The organism is Cellulomonas sp. P4_H12, assembly GCF_056400905.1.
In genome coordinates, this window is record NZ_JBFUKJ010000004.1 from 36,046 (window position 1) to 51,338 (window position 15,293).

At 74.1% G+C, this 15,293-nt stretch carries 18 protein-coding genes; 3 read left to right on the forward strand and 15 right to left on the reverse strand.

Annotation, left to right across the window (positions count from 1 at the left end; translation table 11 throughout):
• Positions 1–122: 122 nt before the first annotated feature.
• The 10 genes from AC1DQC_RS03635 to AC1DQC_RS03680 all read right to left on the reverse strand — a co-directional run bounded on the left by AC1DQC_RS03635 (position 123) and on the right by AC1DQC_RS03680 (position 7,909).
• Positions 123–452 carry an MGMT family protein gene (locus AC1DQC_RS03635; protein ID WP_477049853.1) on the reverse strand — a complete coding sequence of 110 codons (330 nt, stop codon included), beginning with the start codon at positions 450–452 and terminating at the stop codon, positions 123–125.
• A gap of 8 nt (positions 453–460) precedes the next feature.
• Entirely contained in the window at positions 461–1,498 is a 1,038-nt protein-coding gene (locus tag AC1DQC_RS03640; RefSeq protein WP_477049854.1) for an LLM class F420-dependent oxidoreductase, read from the reverse strand.
• 46 nt (positions 1,499–1,544) lie between these two features.
• Positions 1,545–2,543: an SdpI family protein gene (locus AC1DQC_RS03645; protein WP_477049855.1), complete on the reverse strand. Its 999-nt coding sequence runs from the start codon at positions 2,541–2,543 to the stop codon at positions 1,545–1,547.
• The gene (locus AC1DQC_RS03650) at positions 2,540–2,890 is read right to left on the reverse strand and encodes a GntR family transcriptional regulator (RefSeq protein WP_477049856.1); all 351 of its coding nucleotides are present in this window, start codon (positions 2,888–2,890) and stop codon (positions 2,540–2,542) included. Before AC1DQC_RS03650 ends, AC1DQC_RS03645 begins: the two co-directional genes overlap by 4 nt.
• A gap of 110 nt (positions 2,891–3,000) precedes the next feature.
• Entirely contained in the window at positions 3,001–3,585 is a 585-nt protein-coding gene (gene epsC, locus AC1DQC_RS03655) for a serine O-acetyltransferase EpsC (protein ID WP_477049857.1), read from the reverse strand.
• Between the two features lie 47 nt (positions 3,586–3,632).
• Positions 3,633–4,568, reverse strand: a complete 936-nt coding sequence (gene cysK, locus AC1DQC_RS03660) for a cysteine synthase A (protein ID WP_477049858.1) — start codon at positions 4,566–4,568, stop codon at positions 3,633–3,635.
• Positions 4,569–4,937: 369 nt separating this feature from the next.
• Positions 4,938–5,564 (reverse strand): SGNH/GDSL hydrolase family protein, encoded by a 627-nt coding sequence (locus AC1DQC_RS03665; protein WP_477049859.1) that lies wholly within the window; start codon positions 5,562–5,564, stop codon positions 4,938–4,940.
• 20 nt (positions 5,565–5,584) lie between these two features.
• Positions 5,585–6,001 carry a VOC family protein gene (locus tag AC1DQC_RS03670; RefSeq protein ID WP_477049860.1) on the reverse strand — a complete coding sequence of 139 codons (417 nt, stop codon included), beginning with the start codon at positions 5,999–6,001 and terminating at the stop codon, positions 5,585–5,587.
• 402 nt (positions 6,002–6,403) lie between these two features.
• Entirely contained in the window at positions 6,404–7,129 is a 726-nt protein-coding gene (locus tag AC1DQC_RS03675) for a MerR family transcriptional regulator (RefSeq protein WP_477049861.1), read from the reverse strand.
• Positions 7,130–7,162: 33 nt separating this feature from the next.
• Positions 7,163–7,909 (reverse strand): GH25 family lysozyme, encoded by a 747-nt coding sequence (locus tag AC1DQC_RS03680; RefSeq protein ID WP_477049862.1) that lies wholly within the window; start codon positions 7,907–7,909, stop codon positions 7,163–7,165.
• Positions 7,910–8,022: 113 nt separating this feature from the next.
• On the opposite strand from AC1DQC_RS03680, the gene AC1DQC_RS03685 reads away from it, so the two are divergent.
• Positions 8,023–8,223 carry a hypothetical protein gene (locus AC1DQC_RS03685; RefSeq protein ID WP_477049863.1) on the forward strand — a complete coding sequence of 67 codons (201 nt, stop codon included), beginning with the start codon at positions 8,023–8,025 and terminating at the stop codon, positions 8,221–8,223.
• 18 nt (positions 8,224–8,241) lie between these two features.
• On the opposite strand, the gene AC1DQC_RS03690 is transcribed toward AC1DQC_RS03685, so the two are convergent.
• A complete protein-coding gene (locus AC1DQC_RS03690) occupies positions 8,242–9,291 on the reverse strand; it encodes a Gfo/Idh/MocA family protein (RefSeq protein ID WP_477049864.1) in 1,050 nt (349 codons plus the stop codon).
• Between the two features lie 205 nt (positions 9,292–9,496).
• Here AC1DQC_RS03690 and AC1DQC_RS03695 point away from each other — a divergent pair, with 205 nt between their 5' ends.
• A complete protein-coding gene (locus tag AC1DQC_RS03695; protein ID WP_477049865.1) occupies positions 9,497–11,656 on the forward strand; it encodes a glycosyltransferase in 2,160 nt (719 codons plus the stop codon).
• Complete coding sequence (locus AC1DQC_RS03700; RefSeq protein WP_477049866.1) at positions 11,653–13,008, forward strand: nucleotide disphospho-sugar-binding domain-containing protein; 1,356 nt, start codon at positions 11,653–11,655, stop codon at positions 13,006–13,008. Before AC1DQC_RS03695 ends, AC1DQC_RS03700 begins: the two co-directional genes overlap by 4 nt.
• Here AC1DQC_RS03700 and AC1DQC_RS03705 read toward each other — a convergent pair.
• The 4 genes from AC1DQC_RS03705 to AC1DQC_RS03720 are packed head-to-tail and all read right to left on the reverse strand — an operon-like array spanning position 12,969 to position 15,281.
• Entirely contained in the window at positions 12,969–13,436 is a 468-nt protein-coding gene (locus AC1DQC_RS03705) for a GyrI-like domain-containing protein (protein ID WP_477049867.1), read from the reverse strand. The two genes, AC1DQC_RS03700 and AC1DQC_RS03705, sit on opposite strands and share 40 nt — an antisense overlap.
• A 6-nt stretch (positions 13,437–13,442) precedes the next feature.
• Positions 13,443–13,859 carry a nitroreductase/quinone reductase family protein gene (locus tag AC1DQC_RS03710; RefSeq protein WP_477049868.1) on the reverse strand — a complete coding sequence of 139 codons (417 nt, stop codon included), beginning with the start codon at positions 13,857–13,859 and terminating at the stop codon, positions 13,443–13,445.
• Between the two features lie 4 nt (positions 13,860–13,863).
• The gene (locus tag AC1DQC_RS03715) at positions 13,864–14,691 is read right to left on the reverse strand and encodes an MBL fold metallo-hydrolase (RefSeq protein WP_477049869.1); all 828 of its coding nucleotides are present in this window, start codon (positions 14,689–14,691) and stop codon (positions 13,864–13,866) included.
• On the reverse strand, positions 14,691–15,281 hold the full coding sequence (locus AC1DQC_RS03720; protein ID WP_477049870.1) for a dihydrofolate reductase family protein: 591 nt from the start codon (positions 15,279–15,281) through the stop codon (positions 14,691–14,693). The genes AC1DQC_RS03715 and AC1DQC_RS03720 overlap by 1 nt, the downstream gene beginning before the upstream one ends.
• Positions 15,282–15,293 lie beyond the last annotated feature (12 nt).

A 15,293-nucleotide genomic window follows, 5' to 3' on the forward strand; every position in this document is an offset into this window, starting at 1 on the left:
GGGCGCTGCGCGGTGACGGTCATGGATCCCCCGGTCGGTGCTCGATCGCGGGCAGCGGGCCACCCGTGCGGTCAGGGTAAGTGGGTCGGTCGGGGGCGGAGCGCGGGGACACGCGGGACGGGTCAGGTCTCCGGGAACCAGATGGCCTGACGCAGTGCGACCCGTGTCCCGTCGGCGCTCAGCGGCGTCTCCTCGTCGGCCAGCAGGTCCAGCGCGCGGCTCAGGTGCCGGGCGGGAGGACGCCCCGCGGCGTTGACCACGCGCCACCAGGGCACCCCGGAGCCGGCCCGGCTCAGCACCTGACCCACCTGCCGCGGGCCGCCCCGGCGTCGGCCGTCGAGGGCCTCGAGGCGGTCGCCGACGAGCTCGGCGACCGTGCCGTACGTCATCGCCCGGCCCGCGGGGATCTCCTCCACGAGGTCGAGCACCGCCTCCGCGTAGTCGTCGTCCACGGCCGGGGTCAGCCGCGCAGGGCGTCGGCGATCGCGGGGAGCGTCCGGGGGTCGGCCTGCACCAGCATGGTCGTCACCGCGGTGGCCTCCCAGGCGGGCAGCTGCGCGCGGATGTCGTCCGCCGTGCCCACCAGCGCGATGTCCTGCACAAGCTCGAGCGGCACCGCGGCCGTGGCCCGCGCCCGGTCGCCCGCGAGGTAGTGCGCCTGGATCTCGTCGCACGCCTCGGTGTACCCGAGCCGGTCGAGCACGGCCCGGTGGTAGTTCGCGCCCTTGGCGCCCATCCCGCCGGCGTACAGCGCGATGAACGGCCGGACGCTGTCGGCGGCGGACTCCACGTCGGCACCGAGCACGACGGGCACCGTGGCGACGACCTCGAAGTCCTCGACGGCGCTGCGTTCCGGTGCCCGGGCGGCGAAGCCCTCGGCCAGCAGCGCCCGGTACTCGGCGTCCATCCGCGGCGAGTAGAACAGCGGGAGCCAGCCGTCGCCGATCTCGGCGGACATCGCGATGTTCTTGGGTCCCTCGGCGGCGAGGTGGATGGGCAGGTCGGCGCGCAGCGGGTGCACGGTCGAGCGGAGGGCCTTGCCCAGGCCGGCGCCCTCGTCGGGACCCAGGGGCAGGCGGTAGAACTGGCCGTCGAACGTCACCGGCGCCTCGCGGGCGAGGACCTGTCGAACGATCGACACGTACTCCCGGGTGCGGGCGAGCGGGCGGGGGTACGGCTGGCCGTACCAGCCCTCCACCACCTGCGGCCCGGAGGCGCCGAGGCCGAGCACGAACCGGCCGCCGGACAGGTGGTCGAGCGTGAGGGCCGCCATCGCGGCGGCGGTGGGGGTGCGCGCGGAGAGCTGCGCGATCGCGGTGCCGAGGCGGATGCGCGACGTGCGCGAGCCCCACCACGCGAGCGGGGTCAGCGCGTCCGAGCCGTACGCCTCGGCCGTCCACACCGAGTCGAACCCGAGCTGCTCCGCGCCGAGGACGGCCTCCTGCGCGCCCGGCGGCGGCCCCGCCGACCAGTAGCCCGTGTGGTAGCCCAGCCGCATCGTCAGTCCTCCCGGTCGCGGCGTCGCCGTCGACGCCCGCGCCAGGCTACCTGGTACCGCGGGTATCGCGTGCCGTCGGCTCCACACGCTCCCGGGCCGCGAGCGTGTTGAGCAGGGCGGCTCCCGTGGCGGCGTCGTCGACGGTCACGACGAACGAGCGGCCGCCCGTGCGCTCCACCTGGAGTCCGTCGCCGGTGCGCAGCACGACGCCGACGCGCCCCCCGCGCCCGACGCGGTAGCCCCAGCCACCGAACTCGGGGAGCGGGCGCACGCTGACCACCTCGGCCTTCAGCACCTCGTCGAGCGGCACGACGAACCGTGGCCAGCCCACCGCGGAGCGCACCGTCAGGCCGCGCCGGTCGACCGTGACGGTGAACCACGTGCTCGACAGCACCGCGCCCGCGACCACCACCGCCGGGACCAGCACGAACGGCGCCGACAGCAGCAGCCCGAGGGCGACCACGAGCACCGTGACGCTGGCGCCCACCACGAGCGCCGCCCTGCTCTCGGCGTGCGTGACCCAGGTGGCCGACTCGTCGGGCGCCAGAACGAGCACCGCGGCGTCCCGTGGCACCGGCGCACCCGTGGGCTGCCGACGGTCGCCCGGGGTGAGCCACGCGCCGAGCGCGGCGCCCGCGAGGCCGACGGCGAACGCCAGCGTGATGACCAGCCCGGTCCCGCCGGCGTCGGCGGCGTCGGACAGGCCGCGCTGCAGGTCGAGCAGCCCGACGGTGAGCGCGCTGAGGAAGGCCGTGAGGCCGACGGCCGTCCCGGCGCAGATCCGTCGGACGACGGCCGTCCGGCCCCAGAAGAACGCCAGCGCCCAGCACAGGGCCGCGACGACCGCAGAGCCGAGCGCGACGGGCCAGAGGGCGTCGGCGAGCGACGCGAAGCCGTCCGGCCCGTCGGTGCCGAAGTGGACCGCCACGGGGTCGGGCAGCTCGGCGGACCAGGCGCCGGCGACGACGAACGTGCTGGCGACGAGCGCGCCGGGCACGACGAGCGTGAGCACCGACGTCATGGTGCGGTGGGGGACCGGGGTCACCGGAGGGCCTCCTTGACGAGGGCGGTCGTGGTCTGGGGGGCGATGCCGAGGGACCGGGCGACGCGCACCAGGGTCTCGATGGCGGCGTGCAGCTCGGCGTTGTCCTGCGCGGGGGCGACCACGACGGCTCCGCGCCCGCGGCGCAGCTCGATCAGACCTTCGTCCCGCAGGTCCTGGTAGGCGCGCAGGACGGTGTGCAGGTTGATGTCGAGCGAGGCCGCCAGCTCGCGGGCGCCCGGGAGGCGCTCGCCGTCCGCCAGCTCGCCGCGCGCGACGGCGGCGCGCACCTGTGCGGCCAGCTGGGTGAACAGCGGGTCGGCGGAGGAGGGGTCGACGCGGAACAGCACACGTCCACCCTAGTTGTTAGAGGACAACTAGAACAATCGCGCCCGGAAACGCGACGAGCCCGGCCGGAGGACCGGTCGGGCTCGTCGCGAGGTGCGAGGTGCGAGGTGCGTCAGATGTAGATCGCCGGGTCGTCGATCTCGGCGTCGAACGGCGCGGCCTTCGGGCGCAGGCGGATGGTCGCGGGGACCCCGACCGCGATCGCCCCCGCGGGGACGTCGTGGATGACGACCGCGTTCGCGCCGATCTGCGCGCCCGGCCCGATCCACACGGGACCGAGCACCTTGGCGCCCGCGCCGACCACGACCCCGTCGCCGAGCGTCGGGTGCCGCTTGCCGTGCCGCATCGACTTGCCGCCCAGCGTCGACCCGTGGAAGAGCACGACGTCGTCACCGACCTCGGCGGTCTCGCCGATCACGACGCCCATGCCGTGGTCGATGAACAGCCGGCGGCCCAGGCGGGCCCCCGGATGGATCTCGATCCCGGTCAGTGCCCGCGCGAGCTGGGAGACCAGTCGCGCGGGCAGCTGCAGGCCGGGCTGGTGCCACATCCGGTGCGCCAGCCGGTACACCCACACCGCATGCACGCCGGGGTACCCGAGGGCGACCTCGGCGAGCGACCGGGCCGCGGGGTCGCGGTGCCGGGCGGCCTCGAGGTCCTCCCTGAGGGTGGCGAGGAGGTGCTGGTGCTCGGACATGGAGCCTTCGTCCTGTGGGTTCGTGCGGGGGGACGGGACGCGGGCGCTCAGTCGAGCAGGTCCGCGTAGAGCACGGTCGACAGGTAGCGCTCGCCGAACGACGGGATGATCGCGACGATCAGCTTGCCGGCGTTCTCCGGGCGGTTGGCCAGGATGGTGGCGGCGTGCAGGGCGGCGCCGGACGAGATGCCGACCAGCAGGCCCTCCTCGGCGGCGGCGCGGCGGGCGACCTTGACGGCCGTCTCGGCGTCGACGTCGATGATCTCGTCGTAGATCGTGGTGTCGAGGATCTCGGGAACGAAGTTGGCGCCGATGCCCTGGATCTTGTGCGGGCCGGGGGCGCCGCCGTTGAGGATGGGCGACTCGGCCGGCTCGACGCCGACGATCTGCACGCCGGGCTTGCGGGCCTTGAGCACCTGGCCGACGCCGGTGATGGTGCCGCCGGTGCCGATGCCGGCGACGAGGATGTCGATCTCGCCGTCGGTGTCCGCCCAGATCTCCTCGGCGGTGGTCGTGCGGTGGATCTCGGGGTTGGCCTCGTTGGCGAACTGGCGGGCCAGGATGGCGCCCTCGCGCTCGGCGACGATCTCGTCGGCGCGGTTGACCGCCCCCTTCATGCCCTCGGAGCCCGGCGTGAGGATGAGCTCCGCGCCGAACGCGCGCAGCAGCGCGCGGCGCTCCTTCGACATGGTCTCGGGCATGGTCAGCACGACCTTGTAGCCGCGAGCCGCGCCGACGAACGCGAGCGCGATGCCGGTGTTGCCGCTGGTCGCCTCGACGATCGTGCCGCCGGGCTTGAGCTCGCCGGACGCCTCGGCCGCGTTGATGATCGCGACGCCGATGCGGTCCTTGACCGAGTTGGCGGGGTTGTAGAACTCGAGCTTGCCCACGACGGTGGCGGGGGCACCGTCGGTGATCTTGTTGATGCGGACCAGCGGGGTGTTGCCGATGAGCGCCGTCGCGTCGTCGTAGATGCGTGCCATGGTTCCTCTTCGGTCGAAGCTGCCGGCCGGCCGGCAGCTGGTGGGGGACTAGCGGAGTCTGGGGCTCCGGCGGCGGCTGTGCGCCGGACGAGCGGCCCGGATCGCGGATCCCGGGCCTGGGGCGAGCGCTGGCGCGGGAGACGGTCCCCGCTCAGGGGTCCGCACGCGTGGGAGCAGCCAGCGCTCTACAGACAGCGACAACAGGGCAGCGCCACGCGGGCGTGCACGAGGACGGCGGGGGCGGCAGGCAGCACGCTCATCGCTTCGTCCTCCGAGACCGGTTCGGTCGTTCACCGTCGTCCCGCGGGTGCGGGACACGATCGGCCACGACGCTAGCGTCAACGTCCCGACCTGCGCAAAGCATCCCCATCAGGTGGACGGTCGGTCGATCCCGACCGCGCGCAGCCACGCCTCGGCGAGCAGCCCGTGCCCCGCCGGCGTCGGGTGCACGCCGTCGAACGCCCACGCCTCGGGCGTCGTGCGGACCGCCGCGGCCGCGAACAGGCCGTCGGCGGGCACGAGCACCGCGCGGTGCTCGGCGGCCACCCGGCGCACGACGGCGAGCCGCGGGTCGAGGTCCTCGCGCCAGGCGTGCTGCTCGGCGCGGACGGGAACGAGGAACGGCTCGACCAGGACGAGGCGGTCGACGGTCGAGACGATGGCCCGCAGGTTGTCCTCGTACTCGTCGGTGGATGTCGGGTCGCCCGAGTCGTAGCGGCGCCACGTGTCGTTGATGCCGACGAGGATCGAGACGACCGTCGGCGCCAGGGCGACCGCGTCCCGGTCCCACCGCGCGCGCAGCATCCCGGACGTGTCACCGCCCACGCCCCGGTTGAGGAAGGTGAGCGCGAGGTCCGGCCGGCGGGCGCCCGCCAGCGCCGCGACGATTCCCGCGTACCCGTGCCCGAGGCTCGTCGGGTCGGCGCGGTCCCGCCCCCAGTCGGTGATGGAGTCCCCGGTGAGCAGGACGCGGTCGTGGGGCTGCAGGAACGTCACGGCCGTACGCTAGCGAACGGCTACCCCTGTGCGGGCGTGATGTTCACCAGCCAGTGGGTGCCGTACTTGTCGTCCAGCATGCCGAACGTCGCGCCCCACGGAGCGGCCGCCAGCGGGACCACGATCGTGGCGCCGTCGGCGAGCTTGTCCCAGTAGCCGCGCAGCTCCGTCTCGTCCTCACCGCTGAGAGACACCGAGACGCTGCTCTCCGCGGGGAGCCCCATGTGGGCGGGCGTGTCGGCGCCCATGAGCACGAACCCGTTCGGCGTCTCGAGCTGTCCGTGCATGATGTTGTCGACCTCGGCCGGGTCCTCGGTCGCCTGGAACTCGCCGAACGTGCTCAGCGTCAGCTCGCCGCCGAACACGGACTGGTAGAACTCCATCGCCTGGCGCGCCGTGTCGCGGAAGTTCAGGTACGGGTTCAGGTACGTGGCCACAGGGGTCTCCTTCGACGGTGGTGGGCTGTGCCTGTCACCCTTCCACGGGCCGCCGACATGGAACAGGAGCGCCCTGGGTGCAGGGGGCATCCATGCGTGGTGGACACATGACCAGGATCCGTGTATAGTTCAACTTTGGATCTCCCGGTCTGCGCGGTGGTGTCAGCATCCCATCGCGAAGGATCGGCCCGGAGGTGGAACGCGCCGCTACGAGAGCGGCTGACGGCCATGGTCCGGGTGGCTGATCTTCGACAGCCCCCAATGGCGCTGGGGGCGGTTCAAGCCGCGCGCAACAAGGACAAGCGGGCGCGGTGGGCGAAGGCCAACAGGTGCTGACGGACATGCGGCCCCGGTGCAGCCCGCGACGAGAGTCGCGGCGCAGCACCGGGGCCGTTGTCGTCCTCACCCCTGGTACAGCCAGACCACGTTGGCGTCGGGGTCCCGCACGGCCGCCGACCGCGGCATGCCGTCGGACTCGTGCGGGCCGAGCACCTCGGTCGCGCCCGCGGCGAGCGCTCGGCGGTGGGCCGCGTCGAGGTCGTCGACGAGCAGACCGATCGTCGCCGGGCCGGCGGCGCCCGGGTAGTCGGCGGTCTGGAGGTGGACGAGGAAGAAGTCGCCCTCGCCGTACCGGCCGAAGGTGAAGCCGAAGAAGTCCTCGTCCGCGGTGCGCTGGGTCACCTCGTAGTCGAACCCGAAGGCGTCGATGTAGAACGCGGCCGCGGCGTCCTGGTCGGCCACCAGCAGCTTGATCTGCACGGGCCGGGCGCCTGCGTGACGGGTCGCCGTGGGCAGTCCTTCGTCCGCGACCCGTGAGGTGTCCCCGAGGCTCGCGGCGATCCGTGCGTGCTCGCGCTCGAGGCGGGCGCGGTGGGCGTCGAGCACGGCCGATGCCCCTTCGGGGTCGTCGAGGACCGTGCGGGTGTCCTCGACGGAGAGGTCGGTCCACCGCAGGGAACGGATGTGACGGGCGCGTTCCAGCTGGTCGGCCCGGTAGTAGCGGTAGCCGGTCGACTCGTCCACGCGGGCCGGGGTCAGCAGCCCGACGTCGTCATAGTGCCGCAGCGTGTGCACGGAGAGTCCACAGAGGCGCCCGAACCTGCCGATGGTGAGGTCGTCGGTGTCCACAGCAGAACTGTGGACCCTCGGGTGGCCCGAGGGTCAACGGCCGGCCCGCAGAGCACGGAGCTCGTCGAGGTCTCCGTGGAAGACGTTGACGTCGATGGACGGCTCCTCGCCCTCGTAGCCGTCGAGTCGGTCGTGGTCCGAGTACTGCCAGAACGTCCACCGACGGTGGTCGGTCAGGCGGGGTGGCGCGTACACCGCCCGGATCCAGATCGGCGTGCCGGGGAAGTGCCCGGCGACGTAGCGGGCGTAGGCGGACTGCGTCGCGTAGATCACGGGTTCGACGCCGTAGTGCTCGCGCAGCGCGTCCAGGAGGGCGGTGAGCTGCACCCGCACAGCCTCGGGGTCGGGCGGGTGCCCGACGTGCTCGCCGTAGTGCTCGACGTCGATCGCGACCGGGAGCAGGTCGCCGTCTTCGGGGACCGTCGCGATGATCCGCTCCGCCTGGGACCGCCCCGGGCTCTCGAAGCTGAAGAAGTGGTACGCGCCGACCAGCAGTCCCGCCTCGCGAGCCCCTCGCAGGTTGTCCTCGAAGCGTTCGTCGACGAATCCCGACCCCTCCGTCGCCTTGACGTAGGCGAAGTCGACGTCCTGCGCCGCGAGCGTGGGCCAGTCGATACGGCCCTGGTACGCGGACACGTCCACCCCGCGCACGTCGTACCGGGCGGCGAGGAGCCGGTTGGGCCAGAGCACCCCGCGCGCGACGAGGACGGCGAGAAGGGCGAGCACCACGGCGACGGCGGCGAACCACACGAGGACGGCCCGAGAGCGTCGTAGGGGCATCGGCGAATTCTGGCGCACCGCGACCGGTCCCGAGGGCCTTTGGTCATGCCTGCGGGGCGGTCAGCGGCGGAACCATGGATGCAGGGGCGCGCGACCCCGGACAGGAGACCGACATGGTGCTGAGCTACACCGAGGGCTGGCTGCGGCTCGCGGGCAACGACCGCAGGCAGCACTTCTTCCGCGACGGGATGAGCCTGTGCGGTCGGTTCGTCACGCCGGCGACCCAGTTCCCCGAGGACGACGGGCCGGACCGGGGCGAGTGCACCGGCTGCCGGCACATCTTCGACGCCGAGCACGGCCCGACGTCGTACTGACGACGTGCACTGAGCTCCTCAGTCCTCGCCCGGGTAGACCACGCCGACCTGACGGCGGATCTCGTCGGCCGTCTCGAGGATGGTGACCGTCTCGTCGAGAGGCAGCAGGGGTGAGTCGGTGCAGCCCTGCGCCGCGTACGTCGCGAGCGCGGCGGCCTGGAAGGACAGGCCGCCGTAGCCGTGCACGCGGTTGGCGTCCCAGGTGCCGGTGCGTCCGTCGACGGTCAGCGTGACGCCGGCAGGCACGTAGCACCGGTCGTCCACCTCGATCCGGCCGAGCGAGCCGTACACCTGAGCCGTGTGCCCCGAGGCCGTGAGCATGGACGTGAACAGCTGCGCCTGCGCTGCGCCGGGGCCGATCTGGGCGCTCACCTGCGCGTCCACCCCCGTCGTGGTCAGCGAGCCCGCGGCCTGCACGCTCGTCGGGCGCGTGGACAGGCCCGCTGCGCGCGCGACCCCGGAGGCGAACGACAGCGGATAGATGCCCAGGTCCAGCAGGACGCCGCCCGCGAGCGCGGGGTCGAGCAGGCGGTGCGACGCGTCCTGGTGCGCACGCACGCCGTAGTCCGCGGTGATCCGGTGCACCTCTCCGAGCAGGCCATCCTCGAGGACCTGACGGATGACGTCGCTGTGGGGGAGGTACCGCGTCCACATCGCCTCCATGAGCAGCACGCCCGCCGCGCGCGCGGCCGCCACGAGCTCGCGGGCCTCGGCGGCGTTGCGCGTGAACGCCTTCTCCACGAGCACGTGCTTGCCGGCGCGCAGCGCGAGCAGGGCGTGGTCGCGGTGGTGGCTGTGCGGGCTCGCCACGTAGACGGCGTCCACGCCGGGGTCGTCGACGAGCGCCTCGTACGACGCGTGCACCCGCTCCACGCCGTGCGCGGCCGCGAAGGCCGCGGCACGTTCCGGCGAGCGCGACCCGACCGCGACGAGCCGCTGCCGGGTGTGCTCGCGCAGGGCGGTCGCCCAGTGCCCGGCGATGTGGCCGGGGGCGAGGATCCCCCAGCGCAGGGGAGGTGCGTCAGCCGGGTCCGGGGTCCGCGGCTCGGGGAGGGTTAGGTCCGGCATGCGCACAGCCTGGCACCGGCGCCAAGGTCCCGTGCCGCCGCCCAGGCGGCGGACCGCCATCCGGCCGGCCCGGAAGGCGTCGAGTACGCACCGAACCTGAGAGCTCTGCCAGGAACTCGACGAGCCGGTCGCCCAGAGCCGACCTAGCATCGGCCGTGCCGCAACGAGTGTCGTGTCGGCCGCCGCAAGGAAGCAGGTGACCGGCATGGGCATCCAGACCGCGCTCGACGAGCTCCGGGCGGCCGAGCGCATCGTCGACGGCATGCGGCTCGCCGACGAGCTCGCGTTCGAGAGCACCCGCGATCCCGGCGTGCGGACGATCCGCGTGCTCACGGGCGCCCTGCACGACACGGACCAGCTCGTGGCGGTGGCCGCCGTGCACGCGCTGGGAAAGATCGGCGACGACGAGGCCTCGCGCGCCGTCGCGCGGCTCCTGTCGGACGAGCGGCCCTTCGTCCGGGAGCACGCCGCGTGGGTGATCGGCTCCGGGCTGCCGCGCGCCGACGCGGTCGCGCGGCTCATCGGCATGACCGAGGCCGGCGGGTTCGGCGGCATGCTCGCCCAGCGGACGCTCGAGCAGTGGTCCGCGGGAGCGCCGGAGCCCGTGGCCGTGGGTCTGGAGTCGGCCCTGCTCGGGGTGACCGAGCCGGGGGCGCGCGCCCGCGTCGTGGAGACGCTGGGCCTCGTCCGGCACGCCGTCGCGGTCCGACCCCTGCTGGCGCTCGCCGGCGACGCGGCCGAGGACGTCCGGGTGCGCGGCGCGGCGGTGGCGGCGCTCGGCCAGCGCCCGGGGGACACCTCGGTCGTCGGGCTGCTCGACCGCCTGGCCGCCGAGGACGGCGAGCTGGCGGACCTCGCCCGGCTGGCGCTCGTCGACATCGGCGCAGGGTCGTCGTGGCGGCGGGAGCCGCAGGCCGACGGACTGAGCGTCGCGCAACTGTTCCTGCACGCGGACATCGATGCCGGGCTCAGCGCCGCGGGCGCGGGCGACAACGGGGGGATCGCGACCCTGCTGGTGCGGCTGGGCGACGCGCTCGTCGCCGGCGACTCCCGCGCGCGGCCCGTGGACCGGGTGCTCACCCTGTCGCGCGGGTCGGTCGCCGAGGCCGCGGCCGATCTCGGCGCGCTGGCCGGGAGCGGGCACCACTACGGGCGGGTCCCGCTCCGGCACGAGCCGGTACCGATGGCCGCCGCCTGGTCGCTGCGAGTGTCCGCCCGGCGGGGCATCCGGCGCGTGCTGCGGGCGGCCGGCGGGGTCGACCTGATCCACCTGCGCATGGCGGACGTCGGCAGCCTGGCCGCCGCCGACGTCGCCAGCGAGCTCGACATCCCCGTCGTGTTCACGGTCGCGCCCGACCCGCACGCCGTCATCCAGTCGCTCGACCTGGCCGGCCGACTCACGCGGGAGAACTTCGGCACGGTCGACGAGGTCGAGCACTTCTGGTTCCGCGCCCGGCTGGTGCAGCGGCTGGCCGCCAACGCCGCGCACACGGTGCTGTTCCCCCGCCCGGCGCTGCGGCGCGACATGCGCGAGCTGGTCGGGATCGACGTCACGGCGCACCCCGAGCGGCACACGATCGTGCCGGAGGGTGTCGACCTCGTCGTCGTCGACCGCGCCGTGGCGGAGGCGGAGGCGCACGCCGCGGGCGACGAGCCGACGGACGCGCTGCGCGAGCTGCGCGACCTGGTCGGGGCGCTGCCGAGCGAGCGGCGGTCGCTGCCGCTGATCGTGAGCGTGGGTCGGCTCCACCGGGTCAAGGGCGTGGCCACGCTCGTGCAGGCCTGGGCGGCCGGCGGGCTGCGTGACCGGGCGAACCTGCTCGTCGTCGGCGGTGACCTGGCCGACCCGTCGGCGGACGAACGGGAGCAGCTCGCCCTGATCGACGCCGTGGTGCCCGCGGACGGGCGCGCCGCCTGCGGCCTCCTCCTGCCCGGCCACCGACCCAACGACGTGGTCGCCCGGTGGGTCGCGGCGGTCCGCACCGGCCTGCCCGGGCTCAGCGCCCCACGCGGTATCTACGTGTGCGCGAGCCTCAAGGAGGAGTTCGGCATCGCGCTGCTCGAGGCGATGGCGTCCGGCCTCGTCGTCGTCGCTCCCGACGGGGGCGGCCCCGCGACGTACGTGGAGGAGGGCGTCACCGGCTTCTTGACCGCCACGTGGCACGCAGACCGGCTCGCCGCGGCGATCGGTTCCGCGCTGGACGCGTCGCTCGCCGAGACCGACGCCCGTCGCGCGGCGACGTCGCACCAGACCGTGGCGAAGAGCTTCACCATCCAGCGCATGGCCGAGACGCTCGGGGCCCTCTACGGACGGGTCGCGGCCGACGAGCTGGCCGCCCGGTCGTCGTTGGTCGGCCTGGGATGACCCTGCTGATCATCAGCCCGGACTACGCCTCGCACCTCCTCCCGCTGGCAGCCCTGGGCACGGCGTGGCGCGACGCGKGGGAGCGGGTGGTCGTCGCCAGCGGTGACGCGACCGCCGGCATCGTCGACTCGTTCGGCTACGAGCCGGCCTTCCTCCAGCTCGGGCGCGGGTCCAACCCGGGCGTGATCCGGGCGGAGAAGCAGCCGGACGACGAGGCGGACTCGCTGCGCGGCTTCTTCGAGGCGACACGCCACGGCATGGTGCCGACCCTCGCGTACCAGGCCCGCGAGCGGCTGGTCGACCTCATGTGGCAGCCGGTCGAGAAGGCCCGCGCCACCCTGGACGTGGTGGACGCGGTCCGTCCCGACGCCATCCTCGTCGACCACCTCGCCTACGGTGCGCGGCTCGGGCTGTGGGCCGGCGAGGTGCCGTACGCGGACGTGGTGCTCGGCCACCCGACGGCGCTGCCGGTGGGGGGTGAGGTCTACGGTCGGCCGCCGGTCTGGCCCCGCGCGTTCCGGCCCGACGCGGACGAGCTGGCCGCGCTGGACACGCTGTGCCGTCGGGTCGCCGCCGGCTTCACGACGGAGTGGAACGCCGCGGGCGCGGTGCTCGCGCCGGGGAGGGCGCCCGTGGAGGATGCGTTCGCCCTGCACGGGCCGCTCGTGCTCTTCCACTACCCCGAGCAGCTCGCCGCGCCGGAGCGCGCGTCGCATCTCCCGCCGCACGAGTACCTGGGTGGCAGCCTGCGCCCCGAGCCGGCCGACCCCGAGGTCGACGCGTGGCTCGGCGCGGAGGAGCCGTTCGTCTACGTCAGCTTCGGCAGCTTCCTGTCCGTCCGGGGCGACGTGCTGCGCACCGTGGTGGCGGCGCTGCGCGCGGCGGGGGTCCGGGCCGCGGTCGCGAGCGGCGCCACGCCCGTCGCCGAGCTGGGTCAGCTGCCCGCGGGGTGGCTCGTGCGCGAGTACCTGCCGCAGGTGCGCCTTTTGCGGAGGGCCGCGGTGCTGGTGACGCACGGCGGCAACAACTCGGTCACCGAGGCGGTCGGCACCGCGACGCCGATGCTGGTGCTGCCGTTCTCGACGGACCAGTTCGCCGGCGCGGCGGCCGTCGAGCGCACCGGCGTCGGCGAGGTGCTCGACCCCAACACCGCCTCGGTCGGCGAGGTCCGCGACGCCGTGGTGCGGCTGCTGAGCCTCACCGGGCCGGGCGCCGACCTCCTGGCGTCCGTGGCGGACTCCCTCGCCCGGGAGTCGGGCCCGGCGAGAGCCTTCCGCGCGGTCGGTGCCTCGGCGATCAGCTCTCCCAAGCGTCAGCGCACGATCGGCAGCACCAGTCGCGTCTCGTTCTGAGCGGGGTCGGCGACCTCGGACGGGTCGCTCAGGTACACCTCGAGGAAGTCGCCACGCATCCCGGCGCCGTCCTGCGACAACCACACCCGGAGCTCGCCCCACGCGGCGGGCAGGGTGTCGTAGGTGCCGACGTGCACGCCGACCGCGGCCGGGCCGCCGGGCACCTCGACCACCTCGACTCCGTCGCCCAGGGCGCCGACCGCCGCGCCGGCACCGACCTCGAAGCCGGCGGCGAGGTCGACCGAGTCGGTCGGCATGTCGCGGTACCAGCCGAACGCGGGACCGGTGACGTCGAACCCGGCGGCCGCGACCTCCCGCGCGACGAGGGTGTAGGCCCGGTCGTAGAAGGCGGGCAGGGCGTCCATCGCGACGCGCTCACGCAGCACGGCGACGAGCGTGGCCGGCTGGTCCTCGACGGTGATGTCCACGGTGCGTCACGCCTCCCTGCGGGTCAGGCGCAGCACGGGGATGGTGCGCGACGTGCGCTGCTCGTAGGAGCGGAACCCTTCCGACCGGGCCGTGAACCGCGCCCACGCGGCGTCGCGCTCGTCCCCGAGCAGCTGCGTCGCGTGCACCGGCACGGTGCCGTCGTCGGGCGTCTCGATCTCGACGTCCGGGTGCGCGAGCAGGTTGAAGAACCAGGCCGGGTTGTCCGGTGCGCCGCCCTTGGAAGCCGCGACGAGCCACGCGGAGCCGCCCTCCGCGATGCCGGCCACGGGGCTGACGCGCTCGGTCCCGGTCCTGGCGCCGCGGTGGTGGAGCAGCACGAGGCCCTTCCCGAACCCGTTCGTCCGCACGTCGCCGCCGTTCGCACGGAACTCGTCGATGATTCGCTGGTTCCAGTCGCTCATGCGCTCAGTGTCGCGCCGTCCGGTCAGGGTCGCCCCCGCGGCTCTCCGCGAGCCGTTGCAGCTGCGCCTCGTGGACGTCGGCCACCCATTCCCAGCCGTCCCCGGCCGAGGAGCCGATCCGTGGGTCGCGCGGGGTCCGGCCGTCGCGCAGGGCGAGCGTGTACTCCCGGTCCTGTGCGATCCGCTCGCGCGCCTGACCGCGTCCGCCGACGGACCCGTGACCGGGGACGACGACCTCGACGCCACCCGCCACGTCCTCGAGCAGCTGGAGCGCGGCGAGATAGTCCTCGACCGGGTCGGGGGCGAACCCGTCGAGCATCGGGATCAGGACGTCCGACAGCATGTCGCCGGCGACCAGGACGCCGCGCCCCTCGATGAGCAGCGCGGCGTGGCCGGGCGCGTGGGCCCGGTGCTCGACGATCCGCACCTCGGGACCGTCCCAGGGGATCTGCGCCGTCCCGGCGGGCAGGCCGGTGACCAGGCCGAGCAGGTCGAGCCGCACCTCGTCCGGGATGCCGACCGCCTTGGCCACTGCCGCGACGCCGCCCGCCAGCCGGTCTCGGGCGGTCGCCGCGCAGGTCCCTGTGCCGTAGCGGGGCGCGTCGCCGAGACCGGGATGCCACAGCAGGTGGTCCCAGTGCGGGTGCGTCGAGAAACCCAGGGCCACCCTCTGTCCGAGGCCACGGACGTCGTCCGCGAGGCACGCGAGCTCGTCGTCGTGCACCCCCGCGTCCACCAGCAGCACGCCGTCGGCACCGCGCACGACGACCGCGTTGCTCTGGCAGAACCGGCTCTCGTGGACCAGCACCCCGTCGGCGACCTCGGTGAGCATCAGCCGGCCTCCACCACGTCGCGGATGGCGTAGCGCCGCATGGTGACGCCCGAGTCGAACGATCGCTCCTCGAGCAGGTCGAGGTCGATCGGCAGGGTGTAGTCGTCGAACAGCGGCCGGCCGAAGCCGAGGATCGCGGGATGGGTGGTGAGCAGCAGCTCGTCCAGCAGTCCGGCCCGGAGCAGCTGGGTGGCGAGCCCGGCCCCGCCCACGCCGATGGCGCCCTCGGTCGCGGCCCGCAGCGCCGCCAGCTGCTCGATCGCGTCGTCGCCACCGATGACCCGCGTGTGGTGACCGGCGCTCGTCCGGGTGCGGGAGACCAGCACCTTGGGCTTGGCGGTCCAGATCTCGCCGTACTCGCGCAGCACCTCCGGGAGGGACGCGTCGTCGCGCGCCCGGGGCTGGTACTCCTCCATCAGCTCGTAGAAGCGCCGGCCGTGCACGATGAGCGCCACCGCCCGGGTCTGCGCGTTCAGCTCCCGGTGCAGCTCCTCGTCGATGCGCAGCCACTCGCCCGCGCCGTCGTCTCCGGGCACCTGCTCGATGCGGAGGTCGAGGGAGACGTTCATCGCGTAGACGAAGCGGCCCATCGTCCCTCCTCG

Coding starts and splice junctions, on each gene's coding strand:
- AC1DQC_RS03690 (WP_477049864.1), bottom strand. CDS start 9,291: ATGCCGGACCTAACCCTCCCCGAGCCGCGGACCCCGGACCCGGCTGAC.
- AC1DQC_RS03710 (WP_477049868.1), bottom strand. CDS start 13,859: ATGAGCGACTGGAACCAGCGAATCATCGACGAGTTCCGTGCGAACGGC.
- AC1DQC_RS03680 (WP_477049862.1), bottom strand. CDS start 7,909: ATGCCCCTACGACGCTCTCGGGCCGTCCTCGTGTGGTTCGCCGCCGTC.
- AC1DQC_RS03640 (WP_477049854.1), bottom strand. CDS start 1,498: ATGCGGCTGGGCTACCACACGGGCTACTGGTCGGCGGGGCCGCCGCCG.
- AC1DQC_RS03715 (WP_477049869.1), bottom strand. CDS start 14,691: ATGCTCACCGAGGTCGCCGACGGGGTGCTGGTCCACGAGAGCCGGTTC.
- AC1DQC_RS03695 (WP_477049865.1), top strand. CDS start 9,497: ATGGGCATCCAGACCGCGCTCGACGAGCTCCGGGCGGCCGAGCGCATC.
- AC1DQC_RS03720 (WP_477049870.1), bottom strand. CDS start 15,281: ATGGGCCGCTTCGTCTACGCGATGAACGTCTCCCTCGACCTCCGCATC.
- epsC (WP_477049857.1), bottom strand. CDS start 3,585: ATGTCCGAGCACCAGCACCTCCTCGCCACCCTCAGGGAGGACCTCGAG.
- cysK (WP_477049858.1), bottom strand. CDS start 4,568: ATGGCACGCATCTACGACGACGCGACGGCGCTCATCGGCAACACCCCG.
- AC1DQC_RS03685 (WP_477049863.1), top strand. CDS start 8,023: ATGGTGCTGAGCTACACCGAGGGCTGGCTGCGGCTCGCGGGCAACGAC.